17 protein-coding genes are annotated in these 17,791 nt (G+C 65.1%); 7 read left to right on the forward strand and 10 right to left on the reverse strand.

The window, feature by feature from the left end; translation table 11 throughout:
* On the forward strand, positions 1-334 hold a 334-nt coding region (locus tag RUU78_RS06265; protein WP_313914793.1), incomplete at its 5' end, for a Fe-Mn family superoxide dismutase.
* A 51-nt stretch (positions 335-385) separates the two neighbouring features.
* Here the strand turns inward: RUU78_RS06265 and RUU78_RS06270 are convergent.
* Together RUU78_RS06270 and purE are read right to left on the reverse strand one after the other, a co-directional pair.
* A complete protein-coding gene (locus tag RUU78_RS06270) occupies positions 386-1,516 on the reverse strand; it encodes a 5-(carboxyamino)imidazole ribonucleotide synthase (protein WP_313914795.1) in 1,131 nt (376 codons plus the stop codon).
* Complete coding sequence (gene purE / locus RUU78_RS06275; RefSeq protein ID WP_313914960.1) at positions 1,513-2,016, reverse strand: 5-(carboxyamino)imidazole ribonucleotide mutase; 504 nt, start codon at positions 2,014-2,016, stop codon at positions 1,513-1,515. The genes RUU78_RS06270 and purE overlap by 4 nt, the downstream gene beginning before the upstream one ends.
* A gap of 64 nt (positions 2,017-2,080) precedes the next feature.
* On the opposite strand from purE, the gene RUU78_RS06280 reads away from it, so the two are divergent.
* The 3 genes from RUU78_RS06280 (at position 2,081) to nadC (ending at position 5,659) form a co-directional block, all read left to right on the forward strand.
* Positions 2,081-2,347, forward strand: coding sequence for a Trm112 family protein (locus RUU78_RS06280; protein ID WP_313914797.1), 267 nt, complete (start codon positions 2,081-2,083; stop codon positions 2,345-2,347).
* A gap of 86 nt (positions 2,348-2,433) precedes the next feature.
* Complete coding sequence (locus RUU78_RS06285; RefSeq protein ID WP_313914799.1) at positions 2,434-4,782, forward strand: DUF1631 domain-containing protein; 2,349 nt, start codon at positions 2,434-2,436, stop codon at positions 4,780-4,782.
* 25 nt (positions 4,783-4,807) lie between these two features.
* Positions 4,808-5,659, forward strand: coding sequence for a carboxylating nicotinate-nucleotide diphosphorylase (nadC, locus tag RUU78_RS06290; RefSeq protein ID WP_313914801.1), 852 nt, complete (start codon positions 4,808-4,810; stop codon positions 5,657-5,659).
* Between the two features lie 130 nt (positions 5,660-5,789).
* Here nadC and RUU78_RS06295 read toward each other — a convergent pair whose 3' ends face one another.
* Both RUU78_RS06295 and RUU78_RS06300 read right to left on the reverse strand, forming a co-directional pair.
* The gene (locus RUU78_RS06295) at positions 5,790-6,584 is read right to left on the reverse strand and encodes an FHA domain-containing protein (protein ID WP_313914804.1); all 795 of its coding nucleotides are present in this window, start codon (positions 6,582-6,584) and stop codon (positions 5,790-5,792) included.
* 214 nt (positions 6,585-6,798) lie between these two features.
* Complete coding sequence (locus RUU78_RS06300) at positions 6,799-9,333, reverse strand: bifunctional serine/threonine-protein kinase/formylglycine-generating enzyme family protein (RefSeq protein WP_313914806.1); 2,535 nt, start codon at positions 9,331-9,333, stop codon at positions 6,799-6,801.
* 170 nt (positions 9,334-9,503) lie between these two features.
* On the opposite strand from RUU78_RS06300, the gene RUU78_RS06305 reads away from it, so the two are divergent.
* Positions 9,504-9,833 carry a DUF3301 domain-containing protein gene (locus RUU78_RS06305; RefSeq protein WP_313914807.1) on the forward strand — a complete coding sequence of 110 codons (330 nt, stop codon included), beginning with the start codon at positions 9,504-9,506 and terminating at the stop codon, positions 9,831-9,833.
* A 47-nt stretch (positions 9,834-9,880) separates the two neighbouring features.
* On the opposite strand, the gene RUU78_RS06310 is transcribed toward RUU78_RS06305, so the two are convergent.
* The 5 genes from RUU78_RS06310 to petA form a co-directional block, all read right to left on the reverse strand.
* Entirely contained in the window at positions 9,881-10,270 is a 390-nt protein-coding gene (locus RUU78_RS06310) for a ClpXP protease specificity-enhancing factor (RefSeq protein WP_313914961.1), read from the reverse strand.
* A 22-nt stretch (positions 10,271-10,292) separates the two neighbouring features.
* Positions 10,293-10,916: a glutathione S-transferase N-terminal domain-containing protein gene (locus RUU78_RS06315; RefSeq protein ID WP_313914809.1), complete on the reverse strand. Its 624-nt coding sequence runs from the start codon at positions 10,914-10,916 to the stop codon at positions 10,293-10,295.
* 127 nt (positions 10,917-11,043) lie between these two features.
* Positions 11,044-11,883 (reverse strand): cytochrome c1, encoded by an 840-nt coding sequence (locus RUU78_RS06320; protein WP_313914811.1) that lies wholly within the window; start codon positions 11,881-11,883, stop codon positions 11,044-11,046.
* On the reverse strand, positions 11,876-13,072 hold the full coding sequence (locus RUU78_RS06325; RefSeq protein ID WP_313914963.1) for a cytochrome bc complex cytochrome b subunit: 1,197 nt from the start codon (positions 13,070-13,072) through the stop codon (positions 11,876-11,878). Before RUU78_RS06325 ends, RUU78_RS06320 begins: the two co-directional genes overlap by 8 nt.
* A gap of 77 nt (positions 13,073-13,149) precedes the next feature.
* Positions 13,150-13,749 carry a ubiquinol-cytochrome c reductase iron-sulfur subunit gene (gene petA / locus RUU78_RS06330; protein WP_313914813.1) on the reverse strand — a complete coding sequence of 200 codons (600 nt, stop codon included), beginning with the start codon at positions 13,747-13,749 and terminating at the stop codon, positions 13,150-13,152.
* Positions 13,750-14,021: 272 nt separating this feature from the next.
* Between petA and RUU78_RS06335 the strand changes: the two genes are divergently transcribed.
* The gene (locus RUU78_RS06335; RefSeq protein WP_313914814.1) at positions 14,022-15,224 is read left to right on the forward strand and encodes a trypsin-like peptidase domain-containing protein; all 1,203 of its coding nucleotides are present in this window, start codon (positions 14,022-14,024) and stop codon (positions 15,222-15,224) included.
* A 59-nt stretch (positions 15,225-15,283) separates the two neighbouring features.
* Here RUU78_RS06335 and RUU78_RS06340 read toward each other — a convergent pair whose 3' ends face one another.
* Positions 15,284-16,228 (reverse strand): lytic transglycosylase domain-containing protein, encoded by a 945-nt coding sequence (locus RUU78_RS06340; protein ID WP_313914817.1) that lies wholly within the window; start codon positions 16,226-16,228, stop codon positions 15,284-15,286.
* Between the two features lie 146 nt (positions 16,229-16,374).
* Between RUU78_RS06340 and miaB the strand changes: the two genes are divergently transcribed.
* Positions 16,375-17,706: a tRNA (N6-isopentenyl adenosine(37)-C2)-methylthiotransferase MiaB gene (gene miaB, locus RUU78_RS06345; protein WP_313914819.1), complete on the forward strand. Its 1,332-nt coding sequence runs from the start codon at positions 16,375-16,377 to the stop codon at positions 17,704-17,706.
* Positions 17,707-17,791: the final 85 nt, after the last annotated feature.

A 17,791-nucleotide genomic window follows, 5' to 3' on the forward strand; every position in this document is an offset into this window, starting at 1 on the left:
GCCCAATGGCGGCGGCGAACCCGGCGGCAAGCTCGGCGACGCGATCAACGAGGCGTTCGGTTCTTTCGCTGCATTCAAGGAACAGTTCACCAGTACCGCGCTGACCACGTTTGGCTCGGGCTGGGCCTGGCTGGTACAGCGTCCGGACGGTTCGCTGGCCCTGGTCAGCACGTCCAATGCAGCCACGCCGCTGACCGGTCCGGACAAGGCGCTGCTGACCTGCGACGTCTGGGAGCACGCCTACTACATCGACTACCGCAATGCGCGTGCGAAGTACGTCGAGGGATTCTGGAACCTGGTCAACTGGGATTTCGTTGCCGAACAGATGGCCTGACGCCGCTGCAAGCCAGACCAAAAAGCCGCCTTCGGGCGGCTTTTTGTTTCGTCAGCCGGCCAGCGCTCTGAGCACCGGTTCGGCCTGTCCTTCCCGTCCCAGTGCCCAGGCCACCCGCGCGAGTCGGTCGCGCATTTCCTCGGCGGTGAATGCGCATACGGTGGCATGACCGACCTTGCGCCCGGGACGCGGCTCCTTGCCGTAGTCGTGCCAGTGCGCACGCGGTTCGGCCAGCACCGGTGCGGATTCGGGCAACTCGCCGATCCAGTTGAACATGACATTGACGCCGAGCGAACTGGTATCGCCCAGCGGCAGGCCGAGCACCGCGCGGACGTGGTTCTCGAACTGGCTGCAGGGGGCGCCCTCGATCGTCCAATGACCGGAGTTGTGCACGCGCGGCGCCATTTCATTGCCGAGCAGCCGCCCCTCGTGCACGAACAGCTCCAGCGCGAAAGTCCCGACATAGTCGAGCGTTTCGGCAACGCGCCGTGCCAGTGCAGTGGCCTGTTCGGCGAGTTCGGCCGAATCCGGGGCCGGCGCAAGGCTCATCGACAGGATTCCGTCCGCATGCCAGTTCTGCGTCAGCGGGTAGCTGCGGAACTCACCCTCGCGCGAACGCACGGCGACGACCGACAGCTCGCGTTCGAAAGGTACGAAGGCTTCAAGGATCAGCGGCGCCGGACCCAGCGCGGCCCAGGCCGCCTCGACATCGGCAGGGCTCTTGAGGCGGAACTGGCCCTTGCCGTCATAACCGAGGCGACGCGTCTTGAGCACGGCCGGACAGCCGATGTCGGCGAGCGCGAGTTCGAGATCGGCCTTGCTGTCGACAGGCGCGAACGCAGGAGTCGCCAAGCCTATCTCGCGAAACAGGTTCTTCTCCGCCAGGCGGTCCTGCGCCAACGCCAGCGCGCGCGGGTTCGGGTAGACCGCTGTGTGCTCGGTCAACCATTGTGCGGTTTCTGCCGGCACGTTCTCGAAGTCAAACGTCGCGACATCGATGCGAGCGGCAAATCCTTCCAGCGCGGCAAAATCGCGCCAGTCCGCCTGCAGCAGCGGCGCGACCTGACTGGCGCAGGCATCGGCAAGACTGTCGACGATGAGAAAGCGCACGCCGAGCGGAGCCCCGGCGAGCGCAAGCATGCGGGCAAGCTGGCCGCCGCCCAGAACGCCTACGGTCGTCATGGCAGTCGCGGATCCGCGTTAGCGAGGACGGTCCGGGTCTGGTCGGCGCGGTAATCGGCCAGCGCCTGGCCTATCGCGGGGTGAGTAGCCTGCAACAGCGCGGCGGCGAACAGAGCGGTATTGGTAGCACCGGCCTTGCCGATCGCGAACGTGGCCACGGGAATGCCGGCTGGCATCTGCACGATGGAGAGCAACGAGTCCATGCCATTGAGCGCGTGCGACTGCACCGGAACGCCGAGCACGGGAACACTGGTCTTCGCGGCCAGCATACCGGGCAGATGCGCGGCACCGCCGGCGCCAGCGATGATCGCGCGCAAGCCGCGCGCGGCCGCCTGTTCGGCGTACTGGAACAACAGATCAGGCGTACGGTGCGCCGAGACGACACGCACCTCATGCGGCACACCCAGGCGGGTCAAGGTTTCGGCGGCGTGCTGCATCGTCTCCCAATCCGAACGCGAACCCATCACCACGCCTATCAGAGGCTCGCTGCCGCTCGCCATGCTCATTGGTCCGCCTTGGGCAAAAACGGTATTGTAGGGGCAAATCCTCACAGGGACGCGCGCCATGGACAAGCGCCTGCTCGACATCCTTTGCTGCCCGGTCAGCAAATCCCCGGTACGCCTGCTAAGCCGTGCACAACTCGACGCGATCAACGCTGCGATACGCGGCGGCGCCGTCGAGACAGTCGCCGGCGCTGCCGTCGGCACGGCTCTTGCTGCCGGTTTGGTGACCGAGGATGGTAAGGTCATCTACCGGATAGAAGACGACATACCAGTAATGCTCGCCGACGAAGCCATAGGCACGACGCAACTGGCCACGTTTCCTGACTGATCGTAAACCGCGACATTGTTCACAGCTGTCTTGTGATGCATTCCTGATTTTCGCCGAATCGCCGAGCCTGTATTTCCATGCGGCCTATGAGCGCTAACGACAACAACCCGAAAGTAGTCGATCTGAACCAGCGCAGCGCAGCCGCGACCTTAGGCGAGAAGCCCGCGGAAGCCTTGTCGCAGATGCGCGCGCATGCGCTCAAGCGGCTGACGGCGCTCGCCACGACGTTGTTCGAGAACGCCGATGACGCCCTGTTCGATCTGGCGAGCAAGGCCGACAACAACGCGGTGCAGGCGCAGTATTTCGACGGCATGCGCGAAGTTCGCAAGAAGCGTCAGCAGATCGAGGCGCGTTTCCAGGAACAGCTCGCACGTCAGTTCGTGGACTTCCTCGCCGGACGCGGTATCGCAGCCAAGCCGGAAAACAGCAATGGCGAAATGTCATTGTCCCTGGTCGAAAATACCGAACTCGAAGAATCGCTGGCCGTAGCCAGCATGGTGGCGAAGACCGAGAACCGGCTACAGCGCGTGCTGTTCGCGATCAACCAGCGCGTGTCGCACATCAGTAACCAGCGTGTGGAGGACACCAACAGTCCGGTCGGTCCCGCCGCGGTCGGCCAGGCTTTTCGCCTCGCCAGTAGCGAACTCGAAGTCGAGTTGCCGGTGCGGCTCATCATCTACAAATTGTTCGACCGCTATGTAATGGGCGGGCTCGACCAGTTCTATGACGAACTCAATGCCCTGCTCGTTCATGCGGGCGTCTTGCCGCAGATGCGCGCCACCGTCGCGCGTCGTCCCGGCAGCCCAATGCCTGCTGCGCCCCTGCGTCCGGGCGAAACGGCACCCGCGAACATCCCGGGGCTGGAACAGACCGAGACCGCCGCCGGCTATCTTCCCGTGGACGCGGCGGCGGCCGAGCTGCAGGCGAACCTGTACAGCTCGCTGCGCGCGTTGCTGTCGACGCGACGCGGCGATGGCAGCGACGGCGGCGGCGCCGGCAACTACGCACCGGCCACCTACAACCCGAACGTGGTGCCGCTCAACGCAGGCGAACTCCTGTCAGCACTGTCCATCCTCCAGAACCAGTCGCTGAGCGTGCAGAGCGCTGCGGAGTCGGCCCAGGTCGCGCTGCGGATCAAGGAGGAACTGCTCGGACAGGCCGGAAAGCTGCGTGGCGAAAACGGCGCGAACGTGTCCGGAGCCGACGAAGACACCATCGATCTCGTCGGCATGCTGTTCGAATACATCCTGCAGGATCGCAACCTGCCGGCGCAGATGCAGGCCATGCTGGGCCGTCTGCAGATTCCGTTCCTCAAGGTGGCCCTGCTCGACAAGCACCTGTTCGCGCGCCGAACGCATCCGGCCCGCGTTCTGCTGGACAGTCTCGCCCAGGCCTGTGTGGGCTGGTCCGAGGACTCGGATCGCGACCACCGCCTCTACGGCAAGGTCAAGGAAATCGTCGAGTCACTGCTCAAGGACTTCGAGGATGATCTGGGCATATTCGATCGCCTGAGAGTGGATTTCGAAGCCTTCGCCGACACCAACAAGCGCCGTGCCGATCTGGCCGAGCAGCGGGCGGGCGAAGCGACGCGCGGCCGCGAAAAGCTGCTTGATGCGCGCCGCACGGCGGCGCGCGAGATCATGCTGCGGATCGAGAGCCGGACCATGCCGGAGATGATCCGCAACCTGCTCTCTCGCCCCTGGGCCAACTACCTCGTGCTGGTGCTGCTGCGCCAGGGTGACAGCTCCGACGAATGGCGCCATGCGCTGCGCTTCGCCGACGAACTGGTCTGGAGCGTGCAGCCCAAGCAGAACGGTGCCGAACGCGAGCGCCTGGCCGCGGTACTGCCGCAGCTCGAGAAAACGTTGCGCCACGGCCTTGCCACGGTCGCCTTCGACGAAACCGACGTGCGCCGGCTGATGCAGCAGCTCAATGTGCTGTACCAGTCGCTGCTGCAGCCAGCTGCGCCGACTGCGGTGACCGAAGCGCCCGAGCTGGAACTCACCGACCCCCTGCCTGCTGCCAGCCAGGAAGTCGGCGATTCGGTCATGAGTGTGATCGCCGAGGAAGAGCCGGCAGCTGCGCCACTGGATTCGGTGGAGGAACGTTGGATCGCCGCGGTACGTGAACTCAAGGTTGGCACCTGGATCGAGTTCCTCGATGAACAGGGGGCGAAAGAGCGTGCCAAACTTTCGTGGATCAGCCCGATCAGTTCCAAATACCTGTTCGTGAATCGCAAAGGGCTCAAAGTTGCCGATCGCACGCTGGTGCAGCTCGCCAGCGATCTCGCCGAAGCACGCGTCACGGTGCTCGAAGAGGTTCCGCTGTTCGACCGCGCGCTCGACGCGATCGTCGAGCGGCTCAAGAGCACGCACGCGGCGAAGATGGCGCCCGCCGCTGCTGCAGCGAATGCCATCGTCGCAACACCTCATTGACCGCGGGATACCGCAGGACGCGCACATGCGATTCGACCCGCCGGATGCGGCGCTGATTCTGGCCGACGTGCGTCGTGCCTTGGCCGAAGACCTGGGTCCGGGCGATGCAACCGCTGATCTGCTGCCGGCCGAATCGATGGCACAGGCTTACGTGATCACGCGCGAAGCCGCCGTGCTTTGCGGTCAGGGTTGGTTCGAGGCCTGCTTTCGCGAGCTCGATCCCGACATGGTCATCACCTGGCACGCAGCAGATGGCGACCGTCTCGATCCCGGCCAGATCTTCGTGGAAATGCGCGGCAATGCGCGCGCATTGGTTTCGGCCGAACGCTGCGCGCTGAACTTCGTGCAGACGCTATCGGCCACGGCGACGGTCACCGCGGCGCATGTCGCCGCCGTCAGGGCTACGCGCACCCGCATCCTCGATACACGCAAGACGCTGCCGGGCTTGCGCATCGCGCAGAAGTACGCCGTGCGCTGCGGCGGCGGCAGCAATCATCGAATCGGCCTGTTCGACGCGATGCTGATCAAGGAAAACCATATCGCCGCGGCCGGCTCACTGTCCGCGGCAGTGCGCACGGCACGTGCCTACCACCCGCAACTGCTGCTCGAAGTGGAAGTCGAGAATTTCGCCGAGCTGGACGAAGCGCTGATCGCCGGCGTGGACCGCGTCATGCTCGACGAATTCTCCGACGCCGATCTCGGCCGCGCCGTGGCGCATGTGGATGGGCGTGCGGAAATCGAGGTGTCTGGCGGCGTGGACCTGTCGCGCCTCAAGACCATTGCCGCCAGCGGTGTCGATTTCATCTCGGTCGGCGCGCTGACCAAGCACGTTCGCGCGATCGATCTGTCGATGCGAGTGAAGCTGAAAACGTCGTGACGTTTCGGTGCGGTCGTGGCCACGAAGCCCACGCATCGAGCGGACGACACCGGCGCTACGATTAACACAACGGTGTTGGCGGAACGGCCGGCGGCGGCAGCGCGGCACGAGCCTGCGCCGCCGCGTCCGATCAGAACAGACCGGCCAGCTTCGCCGCCCCGGCCGCGATGACAATGACGACCACCGCGATTGCGATCCAGACTCCCGCTCCGGGACCGCTCCTGGCCGGCGCCGCGGCTGGCGCTGGCGTTGCCGCGGGCTTGCTCGTATCCATGCCGGGCGACATCAGCAGAAAACGCACCGTGTCCAGGCGCAATTCCTCGCCGGGCTTGAGCACGCCGCTGTGCACGCGCTTGTCATTGATGAAGGTGCCGTTGGCCGAGCCCATGTCCTCGACCATGACGCCGTCGGGCAGCACCTGCACGCGCGCGTGGTGGCGCGAGATTTCATCACCGGGCAGGCTGATGTCGCAGTCCTGCTGGCGGCCGATGGTCATCGTGCCGACCAGCGCGTAGGTCTTGCCGAAGGTCGAACCGGATACCCCACGCAGCATGAACTTCGGCAGCGCCTGGCGGATGCGTGTGCGGCCGTCGTTCTCGTCGCTCACCGCGGGCTTGGCGGCAGGAGGCGGCGCAGCTTTTTCCGGCGCAGCCATGACCTGACAGCCGATCTTGGCAAAGAGCAGCAGGTCGCCGGGCTTCAGCGCGGTATCGGACGTGACCTGGCGTCCATTCAGCACGACGACGTTGCGCGGATCCGGTACGCGTACCAGCGCCTGCCCGTTGCGCAGGTGCACTTCCGCGTGCCGCAGCGCGATGCCCGGCGCCGCCAGGACGACCGGACATTCCGCCGCCGTACCAATGGCGGTGATGCCTTCGCCCAGGGTAACCGGCTCATGCTCGCCGTTCGGAAAAATCAGCTTCATTCGATCCTGCCCCTTGATCGTAGTGAGTACCCGCCCTGCTCCCCAGGGCGCGCTATCGCCGACAGCTTAGGCGGCGCCCGTGACCCCGCGCAAGCGATGCAACAAATCCCGAAATTACCGAAAAAACCGCCTTCGCGGTCGAAAGGGACAAGCCCGCTTCCAGCGGCCGTCGCCCCGACGCGCCTTGCGACACGGCCGGTGTGAAAACGCCGCCTCACTTCGGATCGACTTCGCGCACGACACGAAGGCCGAGACTGTTCAGCGATACGTCTGCGCCGACACTTTCGGTAGCATCCACGCCTTCCTTGTCCGTCGGCGAGAGCCAGGCGCGGCCGCGGCCGCGGCGCTCGGCCACCCATTCGCGTACGTTGCCGTCGATGTCGTAGACACCGGATGCGCTGGCGCCGAAGCGACCGACCGGCGCTGTGCCGGCAAAACCGTCGTCGCAAGACGCGCCGGCGCGCGAATCGAACGCCTTGTTGAATGCCTGGTCAGCGAGATTGGCCGACGAGCAGCCGCCGCCGTTGGCCTCGCGCGCGAGACTGTCGAACTCGGCCGACGTCATCAGGCGGTAGGTCTTCCCGCTGCGTTGCGACAGCCAGCGTACGTAACCCTGGGCCTGGTCGAAGCTGACACAGACCGCCGGATGCGCATCATCCTGCTCGATGTCCGGGTTCTGCCAGCCGCGCTTCCTGGAACTGCGAAACACCGATTCGCGATCACGACAGGACACTTCCTTCGCGCCTTTGGCGCCGCCGGCGCTCCAGTAGCGGCGGAATTCGGCGCGCGTGACCTCATAGCGGCCGACCGCAACGCGGTTGCCCGGCAGCACGATCAGCTCCGGGCCCTGGCCGCCGTCGTCGAGCTTGTCGCGGAACACGAACCCGGCGCTACCTATCGACGGCAGCTTACGCAGGCCTTCCTGCGCGACGGCATTGTTCGGGTCGATCAGCAGAGCCTTGTCGTAGGCCGCCTTGGCGGCCACCTTGTCCCATTCAGCGGCGGCCTTGCGCGCATCCTCGAGCAGCGGGCCGGCAAGGCTGCTGCGGCGCTGGCGGACTTCGTCCACTACCGGCCTGCCTTCGGCCGGCACGAGCGCTGCGAGTTCGAGCGCCTTGTCGAAATTGGTCTTCATGCCGGCAAGATCGCCGAGCGACTGCGCCTTGTTGCCGAGCGTGATGTAGGCCTTGGCAGTGTCGACCAGGCCCTGCTTCGCCCCCTTGTCGCGCGCATCGATGCGCAGCGCGAGCTTGAAGCGATCCACCGCGTTCTGGTTCGGTGGCGTCGAATAGCGCTGCGCGGCAAGGTCCCCGCGGCCGAGACGCACGAGTTTCAATACCGGATCCTCGACCGTCGGCACTTGGGCGAGGTTGCCCGGCGTGCCGTCGTCCATGAGCAGCGGCGTCGGGCCGGTCTGCGCCTCCAGATCACCCGGTACGGCGAGATCGTCAGCGCCCGGCAGCGTTTCCGGCGGGACCGACGCGAGCGCGTCGATTGCGGTATCCGCACCGCTGGCAACTGCCGGCGTTTCGCTGCTCGCCACGGGCGCAGGCGTTTCCACCACCAGCGGCGGCACAGACGTCGGCGGCGGCACGGCCGGCGGCGGCGGCGGCGTAGTTGCCGGCGTGCTGACTGCCACGTTGGCCGGCACGACAGGTGACGGCGACTTCGAGGTAAACCAGACATAGCCGCCGAGCGCGGCAGCACCGACCACGCCGACGGCGGCTATGCCCAGCCATAGCCCACCACCGCTGCGCCCGGCCGGGCCGGCCGCTGTCGCAGCGGGTGGCTTCGCCGCGGGTGGCTTGGGCGGCGCGGGCTTCGCAGCCGGTGCCGGTTTCGTCGGTGCGATCCTGACCCCGTCCGGGCGCGTCAGCGCGACCGTGGCCGCCGCCGGCTTCGACGCCACCGGTTCAGCCGGCCGCACAGCGCTGTCACCGTTTCTGGCGCGTGCGGCCACCGGCACAGCGTCGATTGCTGCAAGGGCTCCGCTCGCGTCGGCATAGCGGTCCTTCGGATCCTTGGCCAGGCAGTGGTCAATGAAATCCTGCCAGTGCGCCTGCTCGGCCGGCAGGCGCGGGATCGGCTCGAACACGTGCGCGTAGGCCACGGCAAACCCGTCATTGCCGTCGAATGGCGGCTTTCCGGCCAAGCCGTACCAGCACAGCACGCCGAGGCTGTAGAGATCCGAGCGCGCGTCGATTTCGCCGCCGCGCGCCTGTTCCGGACTCATGTAGTGACTGGTGCCGACCGAAAAGCCGGTACTGGTGATGCGCGCAGACTGGCTTGCCGCCAGCGCGATGCCGAAATCGGTCAGGACCGGATTGTCGGCAGAATCGAACAGGATGTTGCCGGGCGCGACATCGCGATGCACGTAACCTCGCTCGTGCGCATAGGTCAGAGCCTTCGCCACCCCGACCAGCACGCGCTTGAGCTCGGCCTCATCCAGCCCACGCTGCACGCGGGCGACGAAATCACCGCCGGGCAGGTACTGCATCGAGAAATAATGCAGCTGATTCGGCGTCACTCCGACATCGAACACCTGCACGATATTGGCGTGCGCGAGCGAGGCCAACGTGCGCGCTTCCTGCAGGAAGCGGCGCGTGAACGTGGGATCGGTGGCCAGCGCGGACGACATCACCTTGAGTGCGACCTGGCGCTCCAACGAGGTCTGCACCGCCAGGTGGACGCTGGCCATACCACCCTGGCCGATCTCTCGTTTAATCTGATATCCGGGTATTTCGATCACGGCCTTCGCACTCCCCTGTACTTGGCGAATCCAGCTGCGCCGACATTGTAAGGACTGTGGCCCCGGCGTGGACGTGTCCTGCTACGCACGCCGACCGCGATGAGCTCGGCACACCGGGGGATGTTGAGATTCCCCGGCGGCGGCACCACACTGGCGCGATGATCGAAGCCATGCTGTTACTTGTCATCGTCGGCACCTGCGCGCTGCTGTGGCAGGCGGCCCTGCGCGCCCGCGACCGTGCCGTAAGCGCCAGCCGCGAACTGTGCGCCCGCGCCGGTGTTCAGTTCCTGGATCAGTCCGTCAATTTGCGCCGTCTGGCTCTGGTGCGCCTGCGTTCCGGCGGCCTGGGGCTACGCCGGCACTATAGTTTCGAGGTCAGCACGGACGGCACGAACCGGCATCCCGGTAGCCTGCAGTTCGACGGCGAACGGCTGGAAAATTTCAGCCTGCCGCTGCGCCGCGAAGATGTCGCCCTTGCCGGGGTCGAGCGCCTGCATTGAGGCGTTGTTCAATGCTTCATCATTGGCCGGTGTCACGCCACGCACGCCTATTTGATGACGCGCAGATGGCCGCCCTTCTTGGTCGGCGCCTCGGATTCGCTGTTGGCCGGTGGTGGCGCGCTGGGCGTGTCCTCGGCGGGGAACATCATTCCCTGGCCGTTTTCCTGCGCGTAGATCGCCAACACCGCACCGAGCGGAACTTCCACGCGATAGCTGACGCCGCCGAAGCGCGCGTTGAAGCTGATCCAGTCCTTGCCGATATCGAGTCCGGCTACCGCACGCGGCGCGATGTTCAACACGACGCGACCATCCTTGGCCGCTTGCGGCGGGACGATCACGCCAGGCCAGGCCGCGTCGACGAGCAGGTAAGGCGTAAGGCTGTTGTCGCCGATCCACTCGTGGATCGCGCGCACCAGATATGGGCGGTTCGAAGTCATGCCGGCCGTGCCGGCGTCGTTATCAGTCACGCAACAATTTCTCGTCTGGGGTCAGGCTGCGGGTAAAGCCCGGATTGCGGAAAATGCGATCGCCGTAGTCATGAATCGCCTGCGCTTCTCGCGGGAGACTCACGCCCAGGCTCTGCAAACGCCAGATCAGCGGCGCCAGCGCACAATCAGCCAAGCTCATTTCCGGATTGAGGAAGAATTTCGCTGCCTTGAACAGCGGCAGCGAACCCATGAGTGCTTCGCGCAACCGTTTGCGCGCAGCCTCGGAGTTCTTGCCGCTCCCTGCGCATTGTTCGGCCAGCGGCAACCAGTCGCGCTCCATCCGCACAATCGCCAGACGCAGGCGGGCGCGTGACAGCGGGTCGATCGGCATCAGCGGTGGATGCGGATAACGTTCGTCCAGGTACTCGGCGACCACCGACGTTTCGTAGAGCACCAGGTCGCGGTCGACCAGGGTCGGCAGGCTCTGCGTCGGATTCAGGTCAATCAGATCTTCCGGCGGCTTGGCCGGATCGACCAGGACCAGATCGTAGCTGACGCCTTTGGCTGCCAGGATCAGGCGGATGCGATGGCAATGAACGCTATCGCGGGCCGAATACAAGGTTAGGATCGTGCGCGAACGGGTGCTCAAGGCCATGCCTCTCCCCTGACACGGTGCGGCGACCGCCCCTGGCCGCCTGCCCCGAATCTACTACGCGCCCGGGAATTCGCCTAGCTGCCAGAGAACCGCCGGCACCGCGGGCAGGCCCGCCGTGCCGCGATACTCAATGCACGTCCTTCCAGTACTCTTTCTTCAGCAGCCAGGCCAGGAAGGTGAAGAAGGCCAGATACAACACGACCCAGGCGCCGAGTTTCTGACGCTGGAGCGCGGCCGGCTCAGCTGCGTACTGCAGGAACACGGTCAGGTCGCGCACGGTCTCGTCGAATTGCTGCGCGTTCTGCGTGCCCGGCGTGGCGACTTCGAGATGCACCAGACACTTGCCGTCGATCTCGGTCGTTCCCGCCTTGCAATGCTCGACCACATGAACGCCGTTCTTGCAGCCGCCGGTATCGCCGCTGCAGCTTTCCTGCTTCTTTTCCTTGGGCTCGAAGGTCGCGTGCGAAAGACCTTGCATTTCCCACAGCACATTCGGCATCGACGCGCCCGGGAACAGGGTGTTGTTCCAGCCCAGCGGACGCGAATGATCGACGTAGAACGACTTCAGATAGTTGTAGATCCAGTCCGGGCCCTTGGAGCGGCCTTCCAGCGACAGGTCCGGCGGCGCCTTGCCGAACCAGGCCTGCGCATCGGCGGCCGGCATCGACGAGACCACCGTGTCACCGATCTTGCCCCCGGTGAAGGAGGCGAGGTTCTGCACGACCTGATCTTCGGTCAGCCCCAGATCTTCAGAAAGACGCGAATAGCGCACGAACTGCAGCGAATGGCAGCCTACGCAGTAGTTGAAGAACAGCTTTGCGCCGCGCTGCACGGACGCAATGTTGTCCACACGGGTACCCGCTGGCGGCAGCTTGTCGCCGCCGCTGCTGGCTACGGCTGCTGGCGCGATCGAGGTCAACGCAACGGCCAGCGACAGACCCAGCTTGGTCATGGCGTTCTTAATCATGCGCGGGCACCCGCTCCGGTACAGGCTTGGTGGAATCGATCTTCGACCATATCGGCATGGTGATGAAGAACGCGAAGTAGATGAAGGTCAGCACGCGGCCGACATAGGTTTCGATCTGGTCCGTGCCGGGGCCGGCGCCGATCTTGCCGAGCCACACGAACGACAGCGCGAACAGGCCGAGCGCAATCTTCGAGATCCAGCCGCGGTAGCGGTAGGACCTGACCCGGCTGCGATCCAGCCACGGCACGAAGAACAGCACGATGATCGCGCCGAACATCACGAGCACGCCGAGCAGCTTGTCCGGCACCACGCGCAACATGGCGTAGTACGGCGTGTAGTACCACACGGGTTTGATGTGCGCGGGCGTGACCAGCTTGTCGGCCGCGATGAAGTTGTCGTGTTCGAGGAACCAGCCGCCGAAGGTCGGCTCGAAGAACAGCACGAATGCGCAGATGGTCAGGAAGAAGCCGGCGCCGAACAGGTCCTTCACGGTGTAGTACGGATGGAAGGCGATGCCGTCGAGCGGCTTGCCGCTGGCATCCTTGTGCTTCTTGATGTCGATCCCTTCGGGATTGTTGGAACCGACTTCATGCAGCGCAGCCAGGTGCAGCACCACGAGCAGCAGCAACACCAGCGGAAGTGCGATGACGTGCAGCGCGAAGAATCGATTGAGCGTGGCATCGGCCGGCAGGTAGTCACCCATGATCCACTCGACCAGCGAGTCGCCGATCATGGGAATCGCACCGAACAGCGAGATGATGACCTTGGCGCCCCAGAACGACATCTGGCCCCAGGGCAGCACGTAGCCCATGAAGGCTTCCGCCATCAGAACGAGGTAGATCAGCATGCCGAGCAGCCACACGAGTTCGCGCGGCTTCTGCGCCGAACCGTAGAGCAGGCCGCGGAACATGTGCAGGTAAACCACGATGAAGAACGCCGACGCACCAGTGGAGTGCATGTAGCGGATCAGCCAGCCCCACTCGACGTCGCGCATGATGGTCAGTTCGACCGACGCGAACGCCTGCGAGATGCCCGGTGCGAATTCCGCGGCGCTGGGCTTGAAGTGCATGGTCAGGAAGATGCCGGTCAGGATCTGGTTGACCAGCACGAGCAGCGCGAGAGAGCCGAAGTAGTACCAGATGTTGAAGTTCTTCGGCGCCCAGTATTCCGACATGTGCTTGCGGTACATCGGACCGAAAGCCGCGGCGCGGTAGTTGAACCATTCCTGGACGCCTGTCACGGCGCGATTGATGCGGTCGGGCAACATTACGCGGCTCCTTCCGGCTTGATGCCGATGACCAGCGTTTTGTCGTCAGCGAAGTGGTAGTCGGGCACCTTGAGGTTGGTCGGCGCCGGCACACCTTCGAACACGCGCCCGGCCATATCGAAACGCGACTTGTGGCAGGGGCAGAAGAAGCCGCCCTTCCAGTCCGCGTCGAACGGTTCTGGCTTGATCTCGCCATGGAATTTCGGCGAGCAACCCAGGTGGGTGCAGACGCCGATCATGACCAGCCACTCCTCCTTGATGGAGCGGTACGCGTTCTGCGCGTACTTGGGCTGCTGGTCCTCGTTCTTGGAATCCGGATCGCGCAAACGCGCGTTCAGCGAAGCCAGCGCGCCAACCTGCTCCGGCGAGCGTCGCACTATCCACACCGGCTGGCCGCGCCACTCGGTGATGACCATCTGGCCGACTTCGATCTTGCTGATGTCCTGCTGCACCGGCGCGCCGGCGGACTTCGCCTTCGCACTGGGCAGCCAGCTCTTGATGAATGGCACTGCCGCTGCGAGGGCACCTGCACCGCCGACGACTACAGTCGTGGCCGTGAGGAACCGTCGGCGGCCATGATTGACGCCTTCGTTCGCCATCCGGGTCTCCGGTTTCAATACTGAGAATACGTTCGGGGCCGTCGCGGCCGGCTGCAGGGGTTGCCGCAATGCCGTGACGGCCGCGGACTGCTGTCCGCGCCGACCGTCGCTGCGTGTCCCGCTGAAGACAAAGCCCGCTGCCGGATCACCGGCTTGCGTGACGGCTGACCCCAAAAATCGTGTTAGTTTAGCGACTGAACCGGCAGCGCACAATCAAACCTGCCGCCCGCTTCAGCACGTTGCAACATGGCCGTGCCCCCCTTGGACAACCCATGAAACCCGCGTTCCGCACGCTCGCCTTCGTGCTGCAATTCGCTACCCTCGGCCTGGCCATCGCCTTTATCGTCACACGACTGTGGCCCGACGCAGCGACCCGCCTGCGCGGCGAGAGCGCGACGCCGGCCACCATCGCGACCTCCGCCCCCTCCCACCTGCCTCCCGTGGTTAGCGACAGCGGTCTCGGTACCGGGCCGGTTTCCTACGCCGACGCGGTCGCGCGTGCGGCTCCCGCGGTCGTCAACATCTACGCAAACAAAGTGGTCGCGGCGCAGCGCCGCCTGGTCTCGGTCGATCCGGTGACCCAGCGCATGTTCGGCGGCATCAGCGTCGGACCGCCGGCCTACCGGCGCGAACAGAGTCTCGGCTCGGGCGTGATCGTCAGCGCCGATGGGTACGTGCTGACCAACAACCACGTCATCGCGCGCTCCAACGACATCCAGGTGCTGCTCTACGATGGCCGCATCGCGACCGCGCGCCTGGTCGGCGGCGACGAGGACACCGACCTGGCCGTGCTCAAGATCGACGCTGGCGACCTGCCGACCATGAAGCTGGACGAGGCGCCGCCGGTGAACGTCGGCGACGTGGTGCTCGCGATCGGCAATCCCATCGGCCTCGGCAAGACGGTAACGATGGGAATCGCCAGCGCGATAGGCCGCCAGCTCGACCAATGGGCATACGAGGAGTTCATCCAGACCGACGCAGCCATCAATTCGGGCAACTCGGGCGGTGCGCTGGTCAACGCGCGCGGCGAACTCGTCGGCATCAACACGGCGAACGTGCCGCAGCGCCAGCTCGCCGAAGGCATTGGCTTCGCAATCCCCGTCGCCACCGCCAAGGGCGTGCTCGACGAGATCGTGGCCAAGGGCGTGGTCGTGCGCGGTTGGCTTGGCGTGGAATACGGGCGCATGCCGATCACGGCCAATGCCAACCTGGCCAGCGTCGCACGCGGCGCCCAGGTGCTCGCGGTCTATCCGCAAAGCCCGGCCATGCAAGCCGGGTTGCAGGTCGGCGACGTGCTGCTCAGTTTCGACGGTGAGGAAATCGACGATCCGCTCGAACTGCGCAAGCGCGAGGCGGCGCTCGCGCCGGGCAGCAAGGTCCATGTTTCGGGCCTGCGCGCCGGCATCGCCTTCGAGGCCGATGCCGAACTCGTGCAGCGGCCGGTGCTGAACCGGATCCAGATTCCGAACGGCTGATCGCGACGTCGATCGCGCGCGTCGTGCAGACGCAACGCGCAATCGCAGGTCATCCGCGATCAGTTCGACGTGCGATAGCGATCGCGCAGCGTCGACACACGCGTGACATAGACCTGGGTCTCGTCGAACGGCGGTACGCCGCCGTATTTGGTGACGTTGCCCGGGCCTGCGTTGTACGCGGCCATCGCCAGCTTCTCGTCGCCCTGGAAGCTCTTCAACTGCTGCGCCAGGTACTGGGCGCCGCCGCGAATGTTCTGCGTCGCATCGAACGGGTTGTCGACGCCGAGATCGTCGGCGGTGCCGGGCATCAGCTGCATCAGGCCCTGCGCGCCCTTGTTCGACAGCGCGTTCGGATTGAATGCCGACTCGGCGTGCACGACCGCGCGCAGCAGCGCCTCGTCAACGCCGAACTCCAGCGCAGCGGCGGCGATCTCGGCGCGGAACGCATCGCGATTGAGTTTGGTCGACGCGAAATTGACCGTCGAACGCACGTCGCAGGCAAAGCAGGTCGAGATGTATGTGAACAGCACCTGGTAGCGCTTGCCGGCCGGACGGATATTCGTATATTCGGTGATTCCGTTGCTTTTGCTGATCTTGTACACCGCGCCGCGCAGCACCTTGGGCGTTTCCGTCTTCACCGCGGGCGCCGCGGCGGCAACGTTGCCTTCGCTGTATTGCCATTGTCCCGACGCCGGCGTGGCGGTGACCGGCGTGGCCGCGGCGGCAGTCGCTGCCACCGGCTGTTGCGGACGGGCCGCCTCGACGGAAAACGTGGGCTTGGAGATATCCGGCGCCGTCGCCGCCGTGACCGGCTTGGCCTTGCTTTCAACATAGCTCGCGACCTGCACGCAGTTCGCGTAACCGGACGGCTTGTTGGTATAGGCAAGCTCGCCCTTGTTGCCGCTGCAGCGGTACAGACCGCCCGCAAAGGCGGGCGTCCCCAGGCCCGCGAGGACCAGGGCGACCAGCCAGCGAATGTGGCGGTGGCGCGAAGGTGACTTCATGAACTCCCCAACTCTTGGGCCCAAGTTTCTGACAGGAAACGCGAAATTCCAAGACCACAGCGATCGGCGGCGGTTCCCTACCCGCTGGCGAGCGCCGGTCAACCTGCGTAAACTGCCGAGTCCATTCGCTTTTTTGGTTTCGCCCCATGCCCGGCAAGCTGTTCATAAAGACCCACGGTTGCCAGATGAACGAGTACGACTCGTCCAAAATGGCCGATGTGCTGGGCGCTGCCCACGGCCTGGAGCTGACCCAGGACGAGTCCGAGGCCGATGTCATCCTCATCAATACCTGCTCCATCCGCGAGAAGGCGCAGGAGAAAGTGTTCTCTCAACTCGGCCGCTGGCGTGAGCTGAAGAAAGCCAACGGCAATGTCGTCATCGGCGTCGGCGGCTGCGTCGCCTCGCAGGAAGGCGAAGCCATCGTCAAGCGCGCGCCATTCGTCGACCTCGTGTTCGGCCCACAGACCCTGCACCGCCTGCCCGAGATGATCGAAGCCCGGCGCCGCACCGGCAAGCCGCAGGTCGACATCTCCTTTCCTGAAATCGAAAAGTTCGACAAGTTGCCCGAACCCCGCGCCGAGGGTCCCAGCGCCTTCGTGTCGATCATGGAAGGCTGCTCGAAGTACTGCACGTTCTGTGTCGTGCCGTATACCCGCGGCGACGAAGTCAGCCGCCCGTTCGACGATGTCATCGCGGAAGTCTCGGCACTCGCCGACCAGGGCGTGCGCGAGGTCAATCTGCTCGGCCAGAACGTCAACGCCTATCGTGGCCCGCTCTACGACGGCGGCGTCGCCGACCTGGCCTTGCTGATCCATGCGATCGCCCAGCTCGACGGCATCGGGCGCATCCGCTTCACGACCTCGCACCCGCTTGAATTCTCCGACTCGCTGGTCGAGGCCTACGCCAGCGTGCCCAAGCTCGCCAATTACCTGCACCTGCCGGTGCAGGCCGGTTCGGATCGCGTGCTCGCGGCGATGAAGCGCGGTTATACGGCGCTGGAGTTCAAACAGAAGATCCGCAAGCTGCGCGCGGTGCGTCCGGACATTTCGATCTCCTCGGATTTCATCGTCGGTTTCCCGGGCGAGACGGATGCGGATTTCGACAAGACCATGAAACTGATCGACGACGTCGGTTTCGACCAGAGCTTCAGCTTTGTGTATTCCAAGCGTCCGGGCACGCCGGCGGCGAATCTCGAGGACGACACCAGCGCCGAAATCAAGCACGGGCGCCTGCAGCGCCTGCAGGCGGCGGTCACCGCGAACGCTAACCGCATCAGCCAGGCGATGGTCGGTACGCGCCAGATCGTGCTCGTCGAAGGGGTCAGCCGCAAGAGTGCGAACGAGATGACCGGCCGAACCGAGAACATGCGCTACGTGAACTTCCCGGGCGACGCGCGCATGGTCGGCCAGTTCGTCGACGTGCTGATCACCGACGCAATGACGAACTCGCTGCGCGGACGCGTCGCGCTAGACACTTGAGACCCGGCGTCCTGCACGCTGGCATGACGGTCGAGGCGATTTTTCGAACGGCTTCGATTCACTGAACCGAGCGGCACCACCCGCG

Source organism: Tahibacter sp. (assembly GCF_032229445.1).
Taxonomy (GTDB): Bacteria; Pseudomonadota; Gammaproteobacteria; order Xanthomonadales; family Rhodanobacteraceae; genus Tahibacter.